The sequence below is a fragment of the Pseudomonas lyxosi genome, assembly GCF_047758685.1.
Taxonomy (GTDB): Bacteria; Pseudomonadota; Gammaproteobacteria; order Pseudomonadales; family Pseudomonadaceae; genus Aquipseudomonas; species Aquipseudomonas lyxosi.
Map to the genome: position 1 here is coordinate 3,562,516 of NZ_CP180481.1, position 15,687 is coordinate 3,578,202.

At 59.3% G+C, this 15,687-nt stretch carries 12 protein-coding genes; 7 read left to right on the forward strand and 5 right to left on the reverse strand.

Annotated elements, in window-relative coordinates:
- The first annotated feature begins 114 nt into the window (after positions 1 to 114).
- The 4 genes from lon to ACMXYI_RS16375 all read left to right on the forward strand — a co-directional run bounded on the left by lon (position 115) and on the right by ACMXYI_RS16375 (position 6,093).
- Positions 115 to 2,511 (forward strand): endopeptidase La, encoded by a 2,397-nt coding sequence (gene lon, locus ACMXYI_RS16360; protein WP_008148424.1) that lies wholly within the window; start codon positions 115 to 117, stop codon positions 2,509 to 2,511.
- Positions 2,512 to 2,658: 147 nt separating this feature from the next.
- Entirely contained in the window at positions 2,659 to 2,931 is a 273-nt protein-coding gene (locus tag ACMXYI_RS16365; protein WP_002552737.1) for an HU family DNA-binding protein, read from the forward strand.
- Positions 2,932 to 3,164: 233 nt separating this feature from the next.
- Entirely contained in the window at positions 3,165 to 5,036 is a 1,872-nt protein-coding gene (locus ACMXYI_RS16370; protein WP_415768121.1) for a SurA N-terminal domain-containing protein, read from the forward strand.
- A gap of 229 nt (positions 5,037 to 5,265) precedes the next feature.
- The gene (locus ACMXYI_RS16375; protein ID WP_415768122.1) at positions 5,266 to 6,093 is read left to right on the forward strand and encodes a DUF2242 domain-containing protein; all 828 of its coding nucleotides are present in this window, start codon (positions 5,266 to 5,268) and stop codon (positions 6,091 to 6,093) included.
- A gap of 350 nt (positions 6,094 to 6,443) precedes the next feature.
- Here the strand turns inward: ACMXYI_RS16375 and ACMXYI_RS16380 are convergent, their stop codons facing one another.
- Both ACMXYI_RS16380 and ACMXYI_RS16385 read right to left on the reverse strand, forming a co-directional pair.
- Entirely contained in the window at positions 6,444 to 7,484 is a 1,041-nt protein-coding gene (locus ACMXYI_RS16380) for an AraC family transcriptional regulator (protein WP_415768123.1), read from the reverse strand.
- Positions 7,485 to 7,487: 3 nt separating this feature from the next.
- Positions 7,488 to 8,618: a carbon-nitrogen hydrolase family protein gene (locus ACMXYI_RS16385; protein ID WP_415768124.1), complete on the reverse strand. Its 1,131-nt coding sequence runs from the start codon at positions 8,616 to 8,618 to the stop codon at positions 7,488 to 7,490.
- Between the two features lie 209 nt (positions 8,619 to 8,827).
- Here ACMXYI_RS16385 and ACMXYI_RS16390 point away from each other — a divergent pair, with 209 nt between their 5' ends.
- Both ACMXYI_RS16390 and ACMXYI_RS16395 read left to right on the forward strand, forming a co-directional pair.
- On the forward strand, positions 8,828 to 10,867 hold the full coding sequence (locus ACMXYI_RS16390; RefSeq protein ID WP_415768125.1) for an FAD-dependent oxidoreductase: 2,040 nt from the start codon (positions 8,828 to 8,830) through the stop codon (positions 10,865 to 10,867).
- Positions 10,868 to 10,917: 50 nt separating this feature from the next.
- Positions 10,918 to 11,835 carry a 1-aminocyclopropane-1-carboxylate deaminase/D-cysteine desulfhydrase gene (locus ACMXYI_RS16395; RefSeq protein WP_415768126.1) on the forward strand — a complete coding sequence of 306 codons (918 nt, stop codon included), beginning with the start codon at positions 10,918 to 10,920 and terminating at the stop codon, positions 11,833 to 11,835.
- A 10-nt stretch (positions 11,836 to 11,845) separates the two neighbouring features.
- Here ACMXYI_RS16395 and ACMXYI_RS16400 read toward each other — a convergent pair whose 3' ends face one another.
- The 3 genes from ACMXYI_RS16400 to ACMXYI_RS16410 form a co-directional block, all read right to left on the reverse strand.
- Complete coding sequence (locus ACMXYI_RS16400) at positions 11,846 to 12,394, reverse strand: cytochrome b (RefSeq protein ID WP_415768127.1); 549 nt, start codon at positions 12,392 to 12,394, stop codon at positions 11,846 to 11,848.
- A gap of 188 nt (positions 12,395 to 12,582) precedes the next feature.
- Positions 12,583 to 13,410 (reverse strand): phosphonoacetaldehyde hydrolase, encoded by an 828-nt coding sequence (gene phnX / locus ACMXYI_RS16405; RefSeq protein WP_415768128.1) that lies wholly within the window; start codon positions 13,408 to 13,410, stop codon positions 12,583 to 12,585.
- 196 nt (positions 13,411 to 13,606) lie between these two features.
- Positions 13,607 to 14,716, reverse strand: coding sequence for a 2-aminoethylphosphonate--pyruvate transaminase (locus tag ACMXYI_RS16410; RefSeq protein ID WP_415768129.1), 1,110 nt, complete (start codon positions 14,714 to 14,716; stop codon positions 13,607 to 13,609).
- A gap of 109 nt (positions 14,717 to 14,825) precedes the next feature.
- Between ACMXYI_RS16410 and ACMXYI_RS16415 the strand changes: the two genes are divergently transcribed.
- Positions 14,826 to 15,683 carry a LysR substrate-binding domain-containing protein gene (locus tag ACMXYI_RS16415; protein ID WP_415768130.1) on the forward strand — a complete coding sequence of 286 codons (858 nt, stop codon included), beginning with the start codon at positions 14,826 to 14,828 and terminating at the stop codon, positions 15,681 to 15,683.
- Positions 15,684 to 15,687 lie beyond the last annotated feature (4 nt).

Below are 15,687 nucleotides of genomic sequence, written 5' to 3' on the forward strand. Positions count from 1 at the left end.
TTTGCGCGTTTTAACACCTTCTTTAAGCTTGTTTTTTTTGAAGGTAGCCCCCATCTTGGTTTCAAGCTCACTTCCATCTGTTTACGGCCTTATGGCCGCCGTAGAGGCGAAATCATGAAGACAACCATCGAATTGCCTCTCCTGCCATTGCGTGATGTTGTGGTTTATCCGCACATGGTTATCCCGCTGTTCGTGGGGCGCGAGAAATCCATCGAAGCCCTCGAGGCAGCGATGACGGGCGACAAGCAGATCCTTCTGCTGGCTCAGAGAAACCCTGCTGACGACGATCCCGGTGAAGAAGCACTTTATCGCGTAGGTACCATTGCGACCGTTCTACAGCTGCTCAAGCTGCCTGACGGCACGGTCAAGGTCTTGGTCGAAGGTGAGCAGCGGGGCGCCGTTGAGCGTTTCAGCGAAGTGGACGGCCATTGCCGTGCCGAAGTCTCATTGATCGACGAAGTCGACGCGCCAGAGCGTGAGTCGGAAGTGTTCGTACGCAGCCTGCTTGCTCAGTTCGAACAATATGTACAGCTGGGCAAGAAAGTCCCGGCTGAAGTCCTGTCGTCGCTCAACAGCATCGACGAACCAGGCCGCCTGGTCGACACCATGGCCGCACACATGGCCCTGAAGATCGAGCAGAAGCAGGAAATCCTCGAAATCATTGATTTGTCGGCCCGGGTCGAGCACGTTCTGGCGTTGCTGGATGCCGAGATCGACCTGCTGCAAGTCGAAAAACGCATTCGCGGTCGCGTCAAAAAACAAATGGAGCGCAGCCAGCGCGAGTACTACCTGAATGAGCAGATGAAGGCCATTCAGAAAGAGCTCGGCGACAGCGACGAAGGCCACAACGAAATCGAAGAGCTGAAAAAGCGCATCGATGCCGCTGGTCTGCCGAAAGATGCCTTGGCCAAAGCCCAGGGCGAACTGAACAAGTTAAAACAAATGTCGCCAATGTCTGCGGAAGCGACCGTGGTGCGCTCGTATATTGACTGGCTGGTTCAGGTGCCGTGGAAGGCGCAGAGCAAAGTGCGCCTGGATCTGGCGCGCGCAGAAGACATTCTCGATGCAGACCACTATGGTCTGGAAGAAGTCAAAGAACGGATCCTCGAATACCTCGCCGTGCAAAAACGCGTGAAGAAAATTCGTGGTCCGGTGTTGTGCCTGGTCGGTCCTCCTGGGGTCGGTAAAACCTCTCTGGCGGAGTCGATTGCTCACGCCACCAACCGCAAATTCGTGCGCATGGCCCTCGGTGGCGTGCGTGATGAAGCGGAAATTCGTGGTCATCGCCGTACTTATATCGGTTCGATGCCAGGAAGATTGATTCAAAAAATGACAAAAGTGGGCGTCCGCAACCCGCTGTTCCTGCTCGATGAAATCGACAAAATGGGCAGCGACATGCGTGGCGATCCGGCGTCGGCGTTGCTGGAAGTGCTCGATCCTGAGCAGAACCACAACTTCAACGATCACTATCTGGAAGTCGACTACGACCTGTCCGATGTGATGTTCCTTTGCACCTCGAACTCCATGAACATTCCTCCAGCCCTGCTCGACCGGATGGAAGTGATCCGTCTGCCGGGTTACACCGAAGACGAAAAGATCAACATCGCCGTCAAATACCTTTCGCCAAAGCAGATTACGGCTAACGGCTTGAAAAAAGGCGAGCTGGAATTCGACGCCGAAGCGATCCGTGACATCATCCGCTACTACACCCGCGAAGCCGGTGTGCGGGGGCTGGAGCGCCAGATTGCCAAGGTTTGCCGCAAGGCGGTCAAAGAGCATGCAATGGAAAAACGCTTCTCGGTGAAGGTCACTGCCGAGATGCTGGAACACTTCCTGGGCGTGCGCAAATTCCGCTACGGTCTGGCTGAATCGCAGGACCAGATCGGTCAGGTCACCGGGTTGGCGTGGACTCAGGTGGGTGGCGAATTGCTGACCATCGAAGCCGCCGTCGTACCGGGTAAAGGCCAGTTGATCAAGACCGGTTCCTTGGGTGACGTCATGGTCGAATCGATCACTGCGGCCCTGACCGTTGTTCGCAGTCGCGCGAAGAGCCTGGGGATTCCCCTGGACTTCCACGAGAAGCGCGACACGCATATCCACATGCCGGAAGGGGCGACCCCGAAGGACGGCCCTAGCGCCGGTGTGGGCATGTGTACGGCTCTGGTGTCCGCATTGACCGGGATCCCTGTGCGCGCGGACGTCGCCATGACTGGCGAAATTACCCTGCGTGGTCAGGTGCTGGCGATTGGTGGTTTGAAAGAAAAACTGCTCGCTGCACACCGTGGCGGAATCAAGACGGTGATCATTCCTGAAGAGAACGTACGCGATCTGAAGGAAATTCCTGACAATATCAAGCAAGATCTGCAGATTAAACCGGTTAAATGGATTGACGAGGTCCTGCAAATTGCGCTGCAATACGCGCCGGAGCCCTTGCCAGATGTAGCTCCAGAGATAGTTGCAAAGGATGAAAAACGCGAGTCTGACTCTAAGGAAAGAATTAGCACGCATTAGTACGCATTTGCCTGGGTGGCTTGTTGACAGCTTTTTAGAGCCCTTGTTATAAAGCGGCTCTTAAGTGTCTGTAGGCCATTCAGCACTCGTTTTTGCTTTCACCAAAAAACTTAGAATCATACTCAAATAGATATAAGGGGACTTAGAGTGAACAAGTCGGAACTGATTGATGCTATCGCTGCATCCGCTGATATCCCGAAAGCTGCTGCTGGCCGTGCGCTGGACGCTGTAATCGAATCCGTCACTGGCGCTCTCAAGGCTGGCGACTCTGTTGTTCTGGTTGGTTTCGGTACTTTCTCCGTAACTGATCGTCCAGCTCGCATTGGTCGTAACCCACAGACCGGTAAGACGCTGGAAATCGCAGCTGCTAAAAAACCAGGTTTCAAAGCCGGTAAAGCACTGAAAGAAGCTGTCAACTAAGTTCGATTCAGGTTTTTGCCTATCCGGGTCGGGGTCATGCCTGACCTGGCAGCGGAGCGGTAGTCCAGTCGGCGAGTCGCCGATCCGAGACGCCGAGGCTCGCAAGTTCGAGTCATCGGTCCGCTCCGCCAGTTACGAGAAGGCGCATCCTCGGATGCGCCTTTCTTCTATCCGGATTCTACCCACGCTCCACGGTTGCCTAATTTTGAAGTTCAACCGTTTCTGGGGGACGCATGCTGCAGAATATCAGGGACAATTCACAAGGCTGGATTGCCAAGACCATTATCGGGGTCATCGTTGCACTGATGGCTTTGACCGGTTTCGACGCCATTTTTCAGGCCACTACGCATCGTAATGATGCGGCGAAGGTCAATGGCGAAGAAATCAGCCAGAACGAGCTGAGCCAGGCGGTCGATATGCAACGCCGTCAGCTCATGCAACAGCTGGGCAAGGATTTCGATGCTTCCTTGCTCGACGAAAAAATGCTGCGCGAATCGGCCCTCAAAGGCCTGATCGACCGCAAGCTGCTGCTGCAAGGCGCAGAAAACTCGAAGTTCGCTTTTTCCGAAGCTGCTTTGGACCAGGTGATCCTGCAGACGCCTGAATTCCAGGTTGATGGCAAGTTCAGCCCAGAGCGTTTCGACCAGGTTATTCGCCAACTCGGCTACAGCCGCATGCAATTCCGTCAGATGCTGGCTCAGGAAATGCTGATCGGTCAGCTGCGCGCTGGTCTGGCAGGTAGCGGTTTCGTCACCGACGCACAGGTTCTGGCATTCGCCCGTCTGGAAAAACAGACCCGCGATTTCGCTTCGCTGAACGTCAAGGCTGACCCGGCGGCTGTGAAGCTGACCGACGATGAAGTCAAAGCCTACTACGACGAACACGCCAAGGAATTCATGACGCCGGATCAGGTGGTCATTGATTACCTGGAGTTGAAGAAGGCTTCCTTCTTTGATCAGGTCAGCGTCAAGGACGAAGACCTGCAAGCGGCGTATCAGAAAGAAACCGCAAACCTGTCGGAACAACGCCGGGCCGCGCACATTCTGATCGAAGTGAACGACAAGGTGACCGAAGCGCAAGCCAAGGCCAAGATCGAGGAGATCCAGGCACGTCTGGCAAAAGGCGAGAAGTTCGAGGCCCTGGCCAAGGAATTCTCCCAAGACCCGGGTTCGGCGAACAACGGCGGTGACCTCGGCTTTGCCGGTCCAGGTGTCTACGATCCAGCCTTCGAAACAGCGCTGTATGCGTTGGCCAAGGATCAGATCTCGGCACCGGTCCGCACCGACTTCGGTTTTCACCTGATCAAGCTGTTGGGTGTCGAAGCGCCTGAAGTGCCGACGCTCGCCAGCCTGAAAGACAAGCTGACCCGTGAGCTGAAAACCCAGCAGGTCGAGCAGCGTTTCGTCGAGGCGACCAAGCAACTGGAAGACTCGTCGTTCGAAGCCTCCGATCTGGCTCAGCCGGCGCAGGACCTGAAGCTCACTGTTCATACGTCCAAACCGTTCGGCCGTGAAGGTGGCGAAGGTGTTGCGGCCAACCGTGCCGTGATCACTGCTGCGTTCAGCCCTGAAGTGCTGGATGAGGGTGCCAACAGCACCGCCATCGAGCTCGATCCGGAAACCGTGATCGTGCTGCGCGCCAAGGAGCACCTGAAACCTGCGCAACTGCCGCTGGAAAGCGTGGCTGCCAGCATTCGCGTGCAATTGGCCAAGGAGCACGCCAGTGCTGCAGCCAAGACCAAGGCTGAAGAGCTGATTGTCAGCCTGCGCGATGGCAAGACTGCGCTGGACAAGGCGATCGACGGTCAGAGCTGGAAAGTGACCCAGGCAGCCACTCGTGGCCAGGAAGGGGTTGACCCAACCGTGCTGCAGGCGCTGTTCCGCATGCCCAAGCCTGTCGCCAAGGACAAGCCGACCTTCAGCAGCGTGACCCTGGCCGATGGTAGCCTGGTGATTGTGCGTCTGAACGGCGTGAACGAAGCGGCTGCGCCGACTGAAGAAGAGAAGGCTCAATACCGTCGCTTCCTCGCTTCGCGCATTGGCCAGCAAGACTTTGCGGCCTACCGCAAACTGCTGGAAAGCCAGGCTGAGATCAAACGCTTCTGATGCCTGACTGAGTTTTACGCGACACAAAGACCCCGGCCGAAAGGTTGGGGTTTTTTATGGGCGAAACAAAGGCAGCGCGAGTTACCCGTCGCCTGAGTATTTACCGTGCGACTTTTTCCTGTAAATGACAGTCAGTAGACTTGTAACTGTTTTAAGACACTAATCGATGCTCCGCTAAGCATCGATCTGTTGCACAATACGCCCCGGACCGTTTTCCTCAGGATGTTCAATGTTTAAATCATTTCCCATGCGTGTTGCAGGGCTGGCGTTGGTGCTGGCCGCCGCGGCCGGCTGCTCGTCGAAGAAAGCCCCTATCTACGAGCATGAGAACTTCGATGACTCCGGAACGTTTTCGCGCAGCTACCCGGTAACGGATGCGCAGACGTGCGAAGCCGCCCGTCGGGCGTTGCTCAGCCAGGGCTACATCATCACCAGCTCCGACCCGAAGCTGGTCAGCGGACACAAAAGCTTCCAGCAGACCGGCGAGAGCCACATGGAGATCAGCTTCAGTGTGGTCTGTGCCGATGACGGCAGTGAGGGGCTCCACGCGACCATGTTCGCCAACGCCCTGCAGGACCGTTATGCGCTGAAGAAGACCAACAACTCCGCCAGCGTTGGTGTGGGCGTGCTGGGTTCGGTGTCGATGCCGATCGGTTCGTCCGACGACTCGATGGTCAAGGTTGCCAGCGAAACCGTATCGTCGCCCAAGTTCTACGAGCGGTTCTTCACCCTGGTCGAGTTGTTCCTGCCGCCGGAAGCGAAAAAGGCCGCGCACATCAAGGATAAGCCGAAACCCGATCTCGGCGTGCCTGAAGCCAAGCCCGCACCAGCTCCGTTGGCGCCGACCCCGGCACCTGCGGCAGAACCTGCGCCGGCACCTGCCGAAGCGGCTCCAGCAGCCTCTGAGCCTGTTGCACCGCCGCCTGAAGCCGCTCCGATTGCTCCAGCCGAGAATTCCGAACCTGCATCGACCACGGAAACGGTCACTCCGCCGCCCCAATCAAGCCTGCCTCCACCCACCGAGCCTATTTCGGCCATTCCTGTATCTGGCCAGTAATCGTGCTCTGACGCTGCGGGATCGGGTCAGACGACACCGATCCCGCAGCGGCTTTTAAATTGATCCGCGTCAACCCAGGCCGTTGTCCTACGGCCTGTATCGAAAAAATCCTGTGATAAATTCCTGACGGCCTGCTACGTTTTATTAAGTAGTCGCTGAGCGGCGTGCCTGCGTCATTTTTCTTTCACGTGGGCACTTTATGCTCGGGGCGCTGGTCATTTATTCAGGCGTTTTTTTCAACGAGCTGTGGGGGATTCAAAATGGACGAATATCAAGAAGAGCTGCTCGAGTATCAGGCGTTTGAACTGGACCCGCTGGAACCGGCCGAAGACGCTACCGAGCTGTAAACGTCAAGCGGATTGGCGATGACTGCGGCGAAACTCGCCGGGAGTCTGGCCGCTCCAGCGTTTGAAGGCCCGTTGAAAGGCTTCGGCTGAGGCAAAGCCCAGCAGGTAGGCGATTTCTCCGAACGCCAGTTCGGTATCGCGGATGTAGGTCATGGCCAGGTCGCGACGCGTGTCATTGAGGATCGCGCGAAATTGCGTGCCTTCCTCGGCGAGTTTGCGGCGCAAGGTCCAGGTCGGCAGCTTCAGGCGTGCCGCCACTTCTTCCAGGTCGGGTTCCCGGCCACCATTGAGCAATGGCCCCAGTAACTGAGTGATGCGTTCGCGCAGGCTGCGGGTGCGTGTCAGTTGCTCCAGTTCCCGTTCACACAGTTGCAGCAGGTGTCGCCAGGTGCTCGGGCAGTGTTCCGGGTTGCGCTGGGCGAGGCTGGCAAGGCTCAAGCGCAGTTGATTGTGCTCACTGCCGAACTGGATCGGGCAGTCGCCCAGTACTTCATAAGCCGTGCGGTAATCCGGCTCATCAAACTCGATCTCGATGCGTTCGGCCCGCAACGGGGCAGGGCTTATGCTGGACAATTGCTGCAACCAGCCAGCGATGATCGAATCCACCACGAAGCGGTTGTAGGCGTTGTAAGGGATGATGGAATAAAACCGCAGCCAGGCGCCTTGGGCGTCTTCGTGAAAGCTCGATTGACCGCGATAGTTGGAGCCATACAAGGCTTCGAAGCGAATCAGGCACCGCGCGGCTTCTCGCACCGTTGGCGCCTGAGCAGCCGTGACCCCGGCCAGGCCGACCTGGCTCAGGCGACTGAGCTGACCCATACGCAAGCCAAGTGCCGGGTTGTCGGTCAGTTGAATGGCGCTGTGGCCCAGGCGCATGTAGCGCGGGATCGAGAGCCGGGCGCCCGCTTCGCTGAGGCGAGCCGCGTCGAGGCCGTATTGTTCGAGTAGCGGCTGAGGGTCTGCACCGTGGCTGCGCACGGCGTCGGCCAGGCTATGAACAAAGCCCACCGACAGATCGCCGAGTCGCATCGGCAACGGTTTCATCGGTTACAACCAGAGGTTCAGCAAGCGCGCGCCACGGGCATTGCCGTCGGCGAACTGCCGCCCGTTGCTGCTGAGAAAACTTTGACCGGCGCTGCCCTGATCCCAGAACTGACCGCGCAGGAACACGCTCATGCCGGCGATTGCCTGGCTGCTGGGCGGTTGAGCGGTGAGTGTCAGACGATGCCAGGCCTGACCCTCGCTGAGCTCCCCGGTCTTGAGACTGACCGAGCCAGGCGTCGACAGCCCCTTGTAACCGCGCCACGGTTTGTCCCAGGTGCCGCGCCCGATCACAAACGCCGGGACCGCGACGAACTGCGCACCCTGGTCGTCGAGCTTACGGTAATTGTCCGGGTACCAGCTGTCGCTGCCGATCAGCACACCCAAGCGTCCGGCCGGGGTGTCGACGACGTTGAGCGTATGCTCGCCATTGGCGGCGATGACTTCATGTTCATCGAAAATCGGGTGCATCTGGCGCTGGGGCTGGCCGATCGGCAGACCATCGCGACCGAACACCACGCTGCTGTTGTACAACGCGCCGCGGCCGATTTTCAGGGTGCCGTCGATGACGCTAGGCTCGGGCAGCACGATGGAGCCCGCCACCAACGTCACGTGGAATTCTTTCGCCAGACCACCAAACAGTGCCTGGTAGTCCTTGGCCATGCCTTTGGCCTTCATGCGCAGGTGTGCGTCGTCCAGACGTTTGTCACCCTTGGCGCTGATCAGCGCGCGGACGAACTTCAGCGGGTTGCTGACCGCCAGCCAGTTCATGGCTTCCTTGAGCGTGGTCGCCTGGTACAGCTCATCTTTCTCGCCGCTGACCATCAACCAGGTGCCGACATGTTCGGGCAGGACGACGATGGTTTTTTCGTTCAGCAGGCCTTGGTCCTGGGCCTTCTGCAAATACGCCGCCAACTTGCGGTGCAGGCGCTCGGAGCTTTGATAGTCGGTGGGAAACAGCTCGGGCTGGATGCCCAGCAAATTGCCGCGATCGGCGGGTGTGCCTTGGTCGACCGCGAGGTTGATGCGCAGGTCCGACAGGTAATGACCCACCGGACGGTCCGCGGCCCACATGGCGTAGGTCGTAAGGGCGGCAATCAATGCCATGGAGAAGGTCAGGTACAGAAGTTTGCGCATGGGGAAACAGTCAACGGCCGTGTGCAGGGTTCGCGACTAGGGTAGGGCGCATGCCGACGCTTGCCAAGGGGCGCTGCACATTTGGATCAATAAGTTGTCAGTTACGGTCATTGAGTGACAGCGGCGCGACTCTTAGTCTGTCCAACATGACTGACGGGGGCCGAAGAGCTCCTGCACTTTTTCCGTGATCGCTCGATGTGGAGTTACCGATGGCCGCCGCTCATTACCCGCACCTGTTGGCCCCGCTGGACCTGGGTTTTACCACGCTGCGCAACCGTACCCTGATGGGTTCGATGCACACTGGTCTTGAGGAAAAGCCCGGCGGTTTCGAGCGCATGGCGGCGTATTTTGCCGAACGTGCCCGTGGCGGTGTTGGCCTGATGGTCACTGGTGGTATTGGCCCGAACGACGAGGGCGGGGTGTACTCCGGCGCAGCCAAACTGACCACCGAGGAAGAAGCGCTCAAGCACCGGATCGTCACCCGCGCGGTGCACGAGGCGGGCGGCAAGATCTGCATGCAGATCCTTCACGCCGGGCGTTATGCCTACAGCCCGAAGCAGGTCGCGCCGAGCGCCATTCAGGCACCGATCAACCCGTTCAAGCCTAAAGAGCTGGACGAGGAAGGCATCGAGAAGCAGATCAGCGATTTCGTCACCTGTTCGTCCCTGGCGCAACAGGCCGAGTACGACGGCGTCGAGATCATGGGTTCCGAAGGTTATTTCATTAACCAGTTCCTCGCCGCCCATACCAACCACCGCACCGACCGTTGGGGCGGCAGCTACGAAAACCGCATGCGCCTGCCGGTGGAAATCGTCCGCCGGGTGCGCGAAGCGGTAGGCCCTAATTTCATCATTATCTTCCGTCTGTCGATGCTCGATCTGGTGGAAGGCGGCAGCAGCTGGGAAGAAATCGTCCAGTTGGCCAAGGCGATCGAGCAGGCGGGTGCGACGATTATCAACACCGGCATCGGCTGGCACGAAGCGCGGATCCCGACTATCGCCACTAAAGTGCCACGCGGCGCGTTCAGCAAGGTCACGGCCAAGCTGCGCGGTTCGGTGAGCATTCCGCTGATCACCACCAACCGTATCAACACCCCGGAAGTGGCCGAGCAGATTCTGGCCGAAGGCGATGCCGACATGGTCTCCATGGCGCGGCCGTTCCTCGCCGACCCGGACTTCGTCAACAAGGCCGCTGAAGGTCGTGCCGATGAAATCAACACCTGCATCGGTTGCAACCAGGCCTGTCTGGACCACACCTTCGGCGGCAAGTTGACCAGTTGCCTGGTGAACCCGCGCGCCTGTCACGAAACCGAACTCAATTACCTGCCGGTGCAGCAGATCAAGAAAATCGCGGTGGTCGGTGCCGGTCCTGCCGGTTTGTCCGCGGCGACTGTGGCCGCCGAGCGGGGTCATCAGGTGACGCTGTTTGATTCGGCCAGCGAAATCGGTGGCCAGTTCAACATCGCCAAGCGTGTGCCGGGCAAGGAAGAATTCTTCGAAACCCTGCGCTACTTCAACCGCAAACTGCAGACCACCAACGTTGAGGTGTGCCTGAACACCCGCGTCGATGTGGCGAAACTGGTCGAAGGCGGTTACGACGAGATCATCCTTGCCACCGGCATCGCCCCAAGAACTCCGGCGATTCCGGGTGTCGAGAACGCCAAGGTGCTGAGCTACCTGGACGTGATCCTTGAGCGCAAACCGGTGGGCAAGCGTGTCGCGGTGATCGGCGCCGGTGGTATCGGATTTGATGTCTCGGAGTTCCTGGTTCACCAGGGCGTGGCCACCAGCCAGAACCGCGAGGCGTTCTGGAAGGAGTGGGGCATCGATACGCATCTGCAAGCGCGCGGCGGTGTCGCCGGCATCAAGGCTGAACCTCATGCACCGGCGCGTGAAGTGTTCCTGCTGCAGCGCAAGAAATCCAAGGTCGGCGACGGCCTCGGTAAAACCACCGGCTGGATTCACCGCACCGGTCTGAAAAACAAGCAGGTGCAGATGCTCAACAGCGTCGAGTATCTGAAGATTGACGACGAAGGTTTGCACATCCGCATCGGCGAAACCGGCGAGCCGCAAGTGCTGCCGGTGGACAACATCGTGATCTGCGCCGGTCAGGATCCGCTGCGTGAATTGCACGAAGGTCTGGTGGCGGCCGGGCAGAACGTGCATTTGATTGGCGGCGCGGATGTGGCGGCAGAGCTGGATGCCAAACGGGCGATCAACCAGGGGTCGCGTCTGGCTGCTCAGCTGTAATCTCGACAACGGCTGTTAAGATGCCGGCTCTTCACCCAGAGCCGGCATCGATGCTTCTCCCGCCCAACGAATGGCTACCCCAAGCCCCCCTTGAACCCCTTCATCTTGATTGGCTCACCCGATCAAGGATCGAAGTCGCGGTCCTGCGCCTTGACCAAATCGACCCTCTGATCAGCGGCAACAAGTGGTTCAAACTCATCGAGCACTTGAAAGCCGCTGACCAGATCGACGCCAAAGGCATCATCAGTCTGGGCGGTGCGCACTCCAATCATCTGCATGCACTGGCCGCGGCGGGTAAGCGTTTTGGTTTTCGCACCGTTGGCCTGCTGCGCGGTCATCCGCAAGAAACGCCAACGGTAAAAGACTTGCAGACGTTCGGCATGCAGTTGCATTGGCTCGGTTATGGCGGTTATCGAGCGCGGCACGAGCCGGGTTTCTGGTTGCCATGGCGGGCGCAGTACCCCGATCTGCATCCGGTGCCGGAAGGTGGCGGCGGTTTGCAGGGAGCGAAGGGTTGCATGCCGCTGAGGACAATGGTCAGCGAGCAACTGAACGGTCTTGGCTGGAGCGACTACAACGGCTGGTGGCTGGCCTGCGGAACGGGCACGACCCTGGCCGGTCTGGTGCTGGCCGAGGCGGGTGAACACCCGGTGTATGGCGCGCTGGCGGTGCCCGACGATCATGGTGTGGCGCAGCAAGTCGAATCAATTGTGCAAGAGGCGGGTTTACACAATCGCGCCTATGAATTGTTAGACGCCAGCCGTGGAGGCTTTGCCAAAGTCGATCCGCTGTTGCTCGAATTCATCGATCAGACCGAACAGGCCAGCGGCCTTCCCCTCGAACCGCTGTACACCGGCAAAGCCCTGTTGGCACTCAAGCAGCAAGTAGAAGCCGGAAAATTCGAAAAGGGCACGCGCCTGATCTTCATCCATACCGGCGGATTGCAGGGGCGCCGGGGTTTCCAGTGAGCGGCGGGATTCAACCGCGCTTGGGCATCATCCGCAGCAAGGTGTTATCACCCACGACATAGTGGTGATAAATCCCCGCCAAGGCGTGCAGGCCGATCAGCCAGTAGCCGATGGTGCCGCCGAGCTCATGCCAACCCTGAATCTGCTTGGCCAACGCCTTGTCCTCCGCGACCAGCAGCGGCAGGTCGAAGCCGTAGAACATCACTTGGTGACCTTTTGCGCTGGTGACCAGCCAGCCCAGAATCGGCATGGCGATCATGAAAATGTACAGCGCCCAGTGCATCAGTTTGGCCAACACGGTCTGCCAGTGAGGCGAGGCCGGGAAGATTTGCGGTGCGGGGCCCAGGCTGCGAGCAAACAGCCGCAGCCAGACCAATACAAACACCGTCAAGCCCAGCATAAAGTGCGACTCGGTGATCAGCGCCCGGCCGCCACTGCCTTTTGGAAAGATTCCGCGAAATTCGATGCAGGCGTAAACCAGCGCCAGCAGGACCAGCATCAACCAATGCAGCGCGATCGATACGGTGCTGTAGCGTGAATCGGAATTCTTCCAGGGCATACGGTGTTCCTCACAGGTCAGGTCCAGACCACCGTTCTTGTTCGACGGTGTGCTTTAACTGTAATCCGCTTTGGTGGATTTGCCTGTGGCTATTTGGGCGTTCAATGCTCTAAATCAGGAGGTTGGCCACAAAAAAAGCGCCAGTTCCGTTAAGGCACTGGCGCTTTTTTATGCGGCGACAGGCGCAATCAGTTGGTTTGCGGCATCTCACCCTTGGCAAGGCGCTGGTTGATATCGGCGATCACTTCCGGCAAATCGGTGATCGTGTCGATCATGTAGTGCGGCCGGGAGCCTTCGAACATGGCGTGGATGCGCTTGCGTTCGCTGGCCAGCTTATCGCTGCCGAGAGCGCGGTAACCTTCGTAGTCCAGGCCCAGCGCGTTACCCGAGCAGATCAGCGCCACGGTCCACATGCCGGCGCGACGACCTTCGAGAATGCCCGGCACGGTGTCGTCGATCTTCACGCAGGCTGCGACATCATCGATCCCGAGGGCGATCACGTTGGCCAGCGCCTGGGCCGGCCATGGACGGCCGTTGGGTACTTCGTCGGTGGCGACCACGTGGTCGGCGACGTAACCGTTGGTGGCGGCCAGTTCGACAACTTTGTCCATGACCTGTTTCGGGTAGCCGGAGCAGGAGCCGATCTTGATCCCTTGCTGGCGCAGATTGGCGATGGTGTCCAGCGCGCCCGGAATCAGCGCCGAGTGCTCGGCGATTTTCTCGATTTGCAGGGGCATGAAGCGTTTGTAGATGGCGGTGACGTCATCGTCGGTCGGCGTACGGCCGAACACCGCGCAATAACGCTCGGCGACTTCCGGCTGATCGCACAGGGTGCGGATGTGGTCCCACTTGCCCATGCCCATCGGGCCGCGGGCTTCTTCGATGGACACCTGGACGTCGAACTCGGCGAAGGCTTCGACAAAAATCTGAGTTGGCGCGAAGGAGCCGAAGTCGACCACGGTGCCGGCCCAGTCGAGGATGGCGGCTTGCAGCTTGGTTGGGTTTGCGTAGTTCATGTCTCAAATCCTGTATTTGGGGAATGGTGATCCCTGTAGCAGCTGTCGAGCCCTAGCGAGGCTGCGTTCGGCTGCGAAGCAGTCGTAAAAGCCATCCACTTCGGTGTTTCAGCTGGACCGCGTTGTCAGGGTTTACGACTGCTTCGCAGCCGAACGCAGCCTCGCAGGCTCGGCAGCTGCTACAGATCGTCGTGAATCAGATTTCGAGGACTTCCATCTCGCGCAGCACTTCGGCCACCGCCGCTACCGCCGCGTGCATCTCGTCCTGGTTGACGTGGCCGATGCAGCCGACGCGGAAGGTTTCGACCTGGGTCAATTTGCCGGGGTAGAGGATGAAACCCTTAGCCTTGACGCGTTCGTAGAATTCCTTGAACTGGTAGCGCGGATCTTTCGGCGCATGAAAGGTGACGATGATCGGCGCCTGAATTTCGGCCGGCAGGAAGCTGCGCAGTCCGAGTTTGGCCATGTCATCGAGCAGCACCTGGCAGTTGTTGGCATAGCGCTGATGCCGGGCGGGCAAGCCACCTTCTTCGTTGTATTGCAGCAGGGCTTCGTGCAACGCCGCGACCACGTGGGTCGGCGGGGTGAAGCGCCATTGGCCGGTCTTGGCCATGTAGGTGTGCTGATCGAAAAGGTCCATCGCCAGCGAGTGCGAGTTACCGGCGGCATTCGCCAGCGCTTCTTTGCGAGCGAAGACGAAACCCATCCCCGGCACACCTTCCAGGCACTTGCCCGAGGCGGCGATCAGCGCATCGAACGGCACCTGTTGCGCGTCGATCGGCAGTGCGCCGAAAGAGCTCATGGCGTCGATGATCAGGCGTTTGCCGTGTTGCGCGATGACGTGGGCGATTTCCGGCAGCGGGTTGAGGATCCCGGTGCTGGTTTCGCAGTGAATCAGCGCGACGTGGGTGATGCTGGCGTCGGCGCGCAGCAGGCGGTCGACGTCGGCGGCGGTGGTCGGTTCGTCTTCGGCGGTTTCGAAGGTGCTGAAGGAACGACCGAGGACTTCGCAGATTTTCGCCAGGCGTTTGCCGTAAGCGCCGTTGATCAGCACCAGGACTTTGCCGTCGCGAGGTACCAGCGTGCCGATCGCCGCTTCGACCGCGAACGTGCCGCTGCCTTGCAGGGGCACGCAGTGGTGGCTGTCGCCGCCGTTGATGATCGTCAGCAATTGTTCGCACAGGCTGGCGGTCAGTTGATTGAAGCGGTCATCCCATGAACCCCAGTCGACCATCATCGCCTGACGGGTGCGGGCCGATGTGGTCAGTGGGCCGGGGGTGAGCAGGATGGGTTCGGCAGTACTCATTCTCGTGTCCTCGCAATCGATGGGATGAAGCTACGGGGCTTAAATTGCAATTTGCCGTGCTATCAATCAAATTGTTTGTTGTTATGCCAGCCATCAGTGAGGGTTATTCATGAACCTGTTCCAGCTCCGCGCATTCGATGCGGTGGCCCGTGAGGGCAGCTTCACCCGGGCCGCCGCGCGACTGTTCATCAGCCAACCGGCGGTCACCGGCCACATCAAGGCGCTGGAGGAGCACTACCAGATCACCTTGTTGCGGCGCACCGCACGACGAGTGGAGCTGACGGAGGAGGGCACCAAACTGGCCGCGATCACCCGGGCGATGTTCGGTCTGGCCGAAGAGGCGCAAGTGATGCTCGAGGCCAACCGGCAGTTGTTGACCGGGCGTCTGGAGGTTGCGGCGGACGGGCCGCACATGGTGATGCCGATGCTGGCGAGTTTGCGCGCGCGGTATCCCGGCATCACCGTGAACCTGCGGCTGGGCAATGCTCAGGAAACCCTGGCGGCGTTGCTGTCGGAGCATGCCGACGTGGCGGTGCTGACCGAAGTCGAACCGCGCAAGGGGCTGCATTTGCAAGACTTAAGCGAATCACGGATTTGTGCGCTGGTGCCCGACGGTCATCCGTGGGCGCAAATGTCCAAGGGGGTGCCGCTCAAGGCGCTGGATCAGGTGATCATGGTGTTGCGCGAGCCCAGTTCGATCACTCGACGCACCTTCGACGAGGCGTGCGCGACGGCGTTGGTCAGTCCACGGGTGTTGCTGGAGCTGGACAGTCGCGAGGCGGTGACCGAAGCCGTCGCCGCAGAGTTGGGGGTTGGCGTGGTGTCATCGGTGGAGGTCAGTCATGACCCGCGGGTGGTGGCGGTGCCGATTCTTGGTGAAGGGTTGGTTAACCGACACATGATTGGCTGCATGGAACGGCGACGGGAATTGCGCTTGATACAGGCGTTTTTCGAGTTGGCGCCGTAGGAGA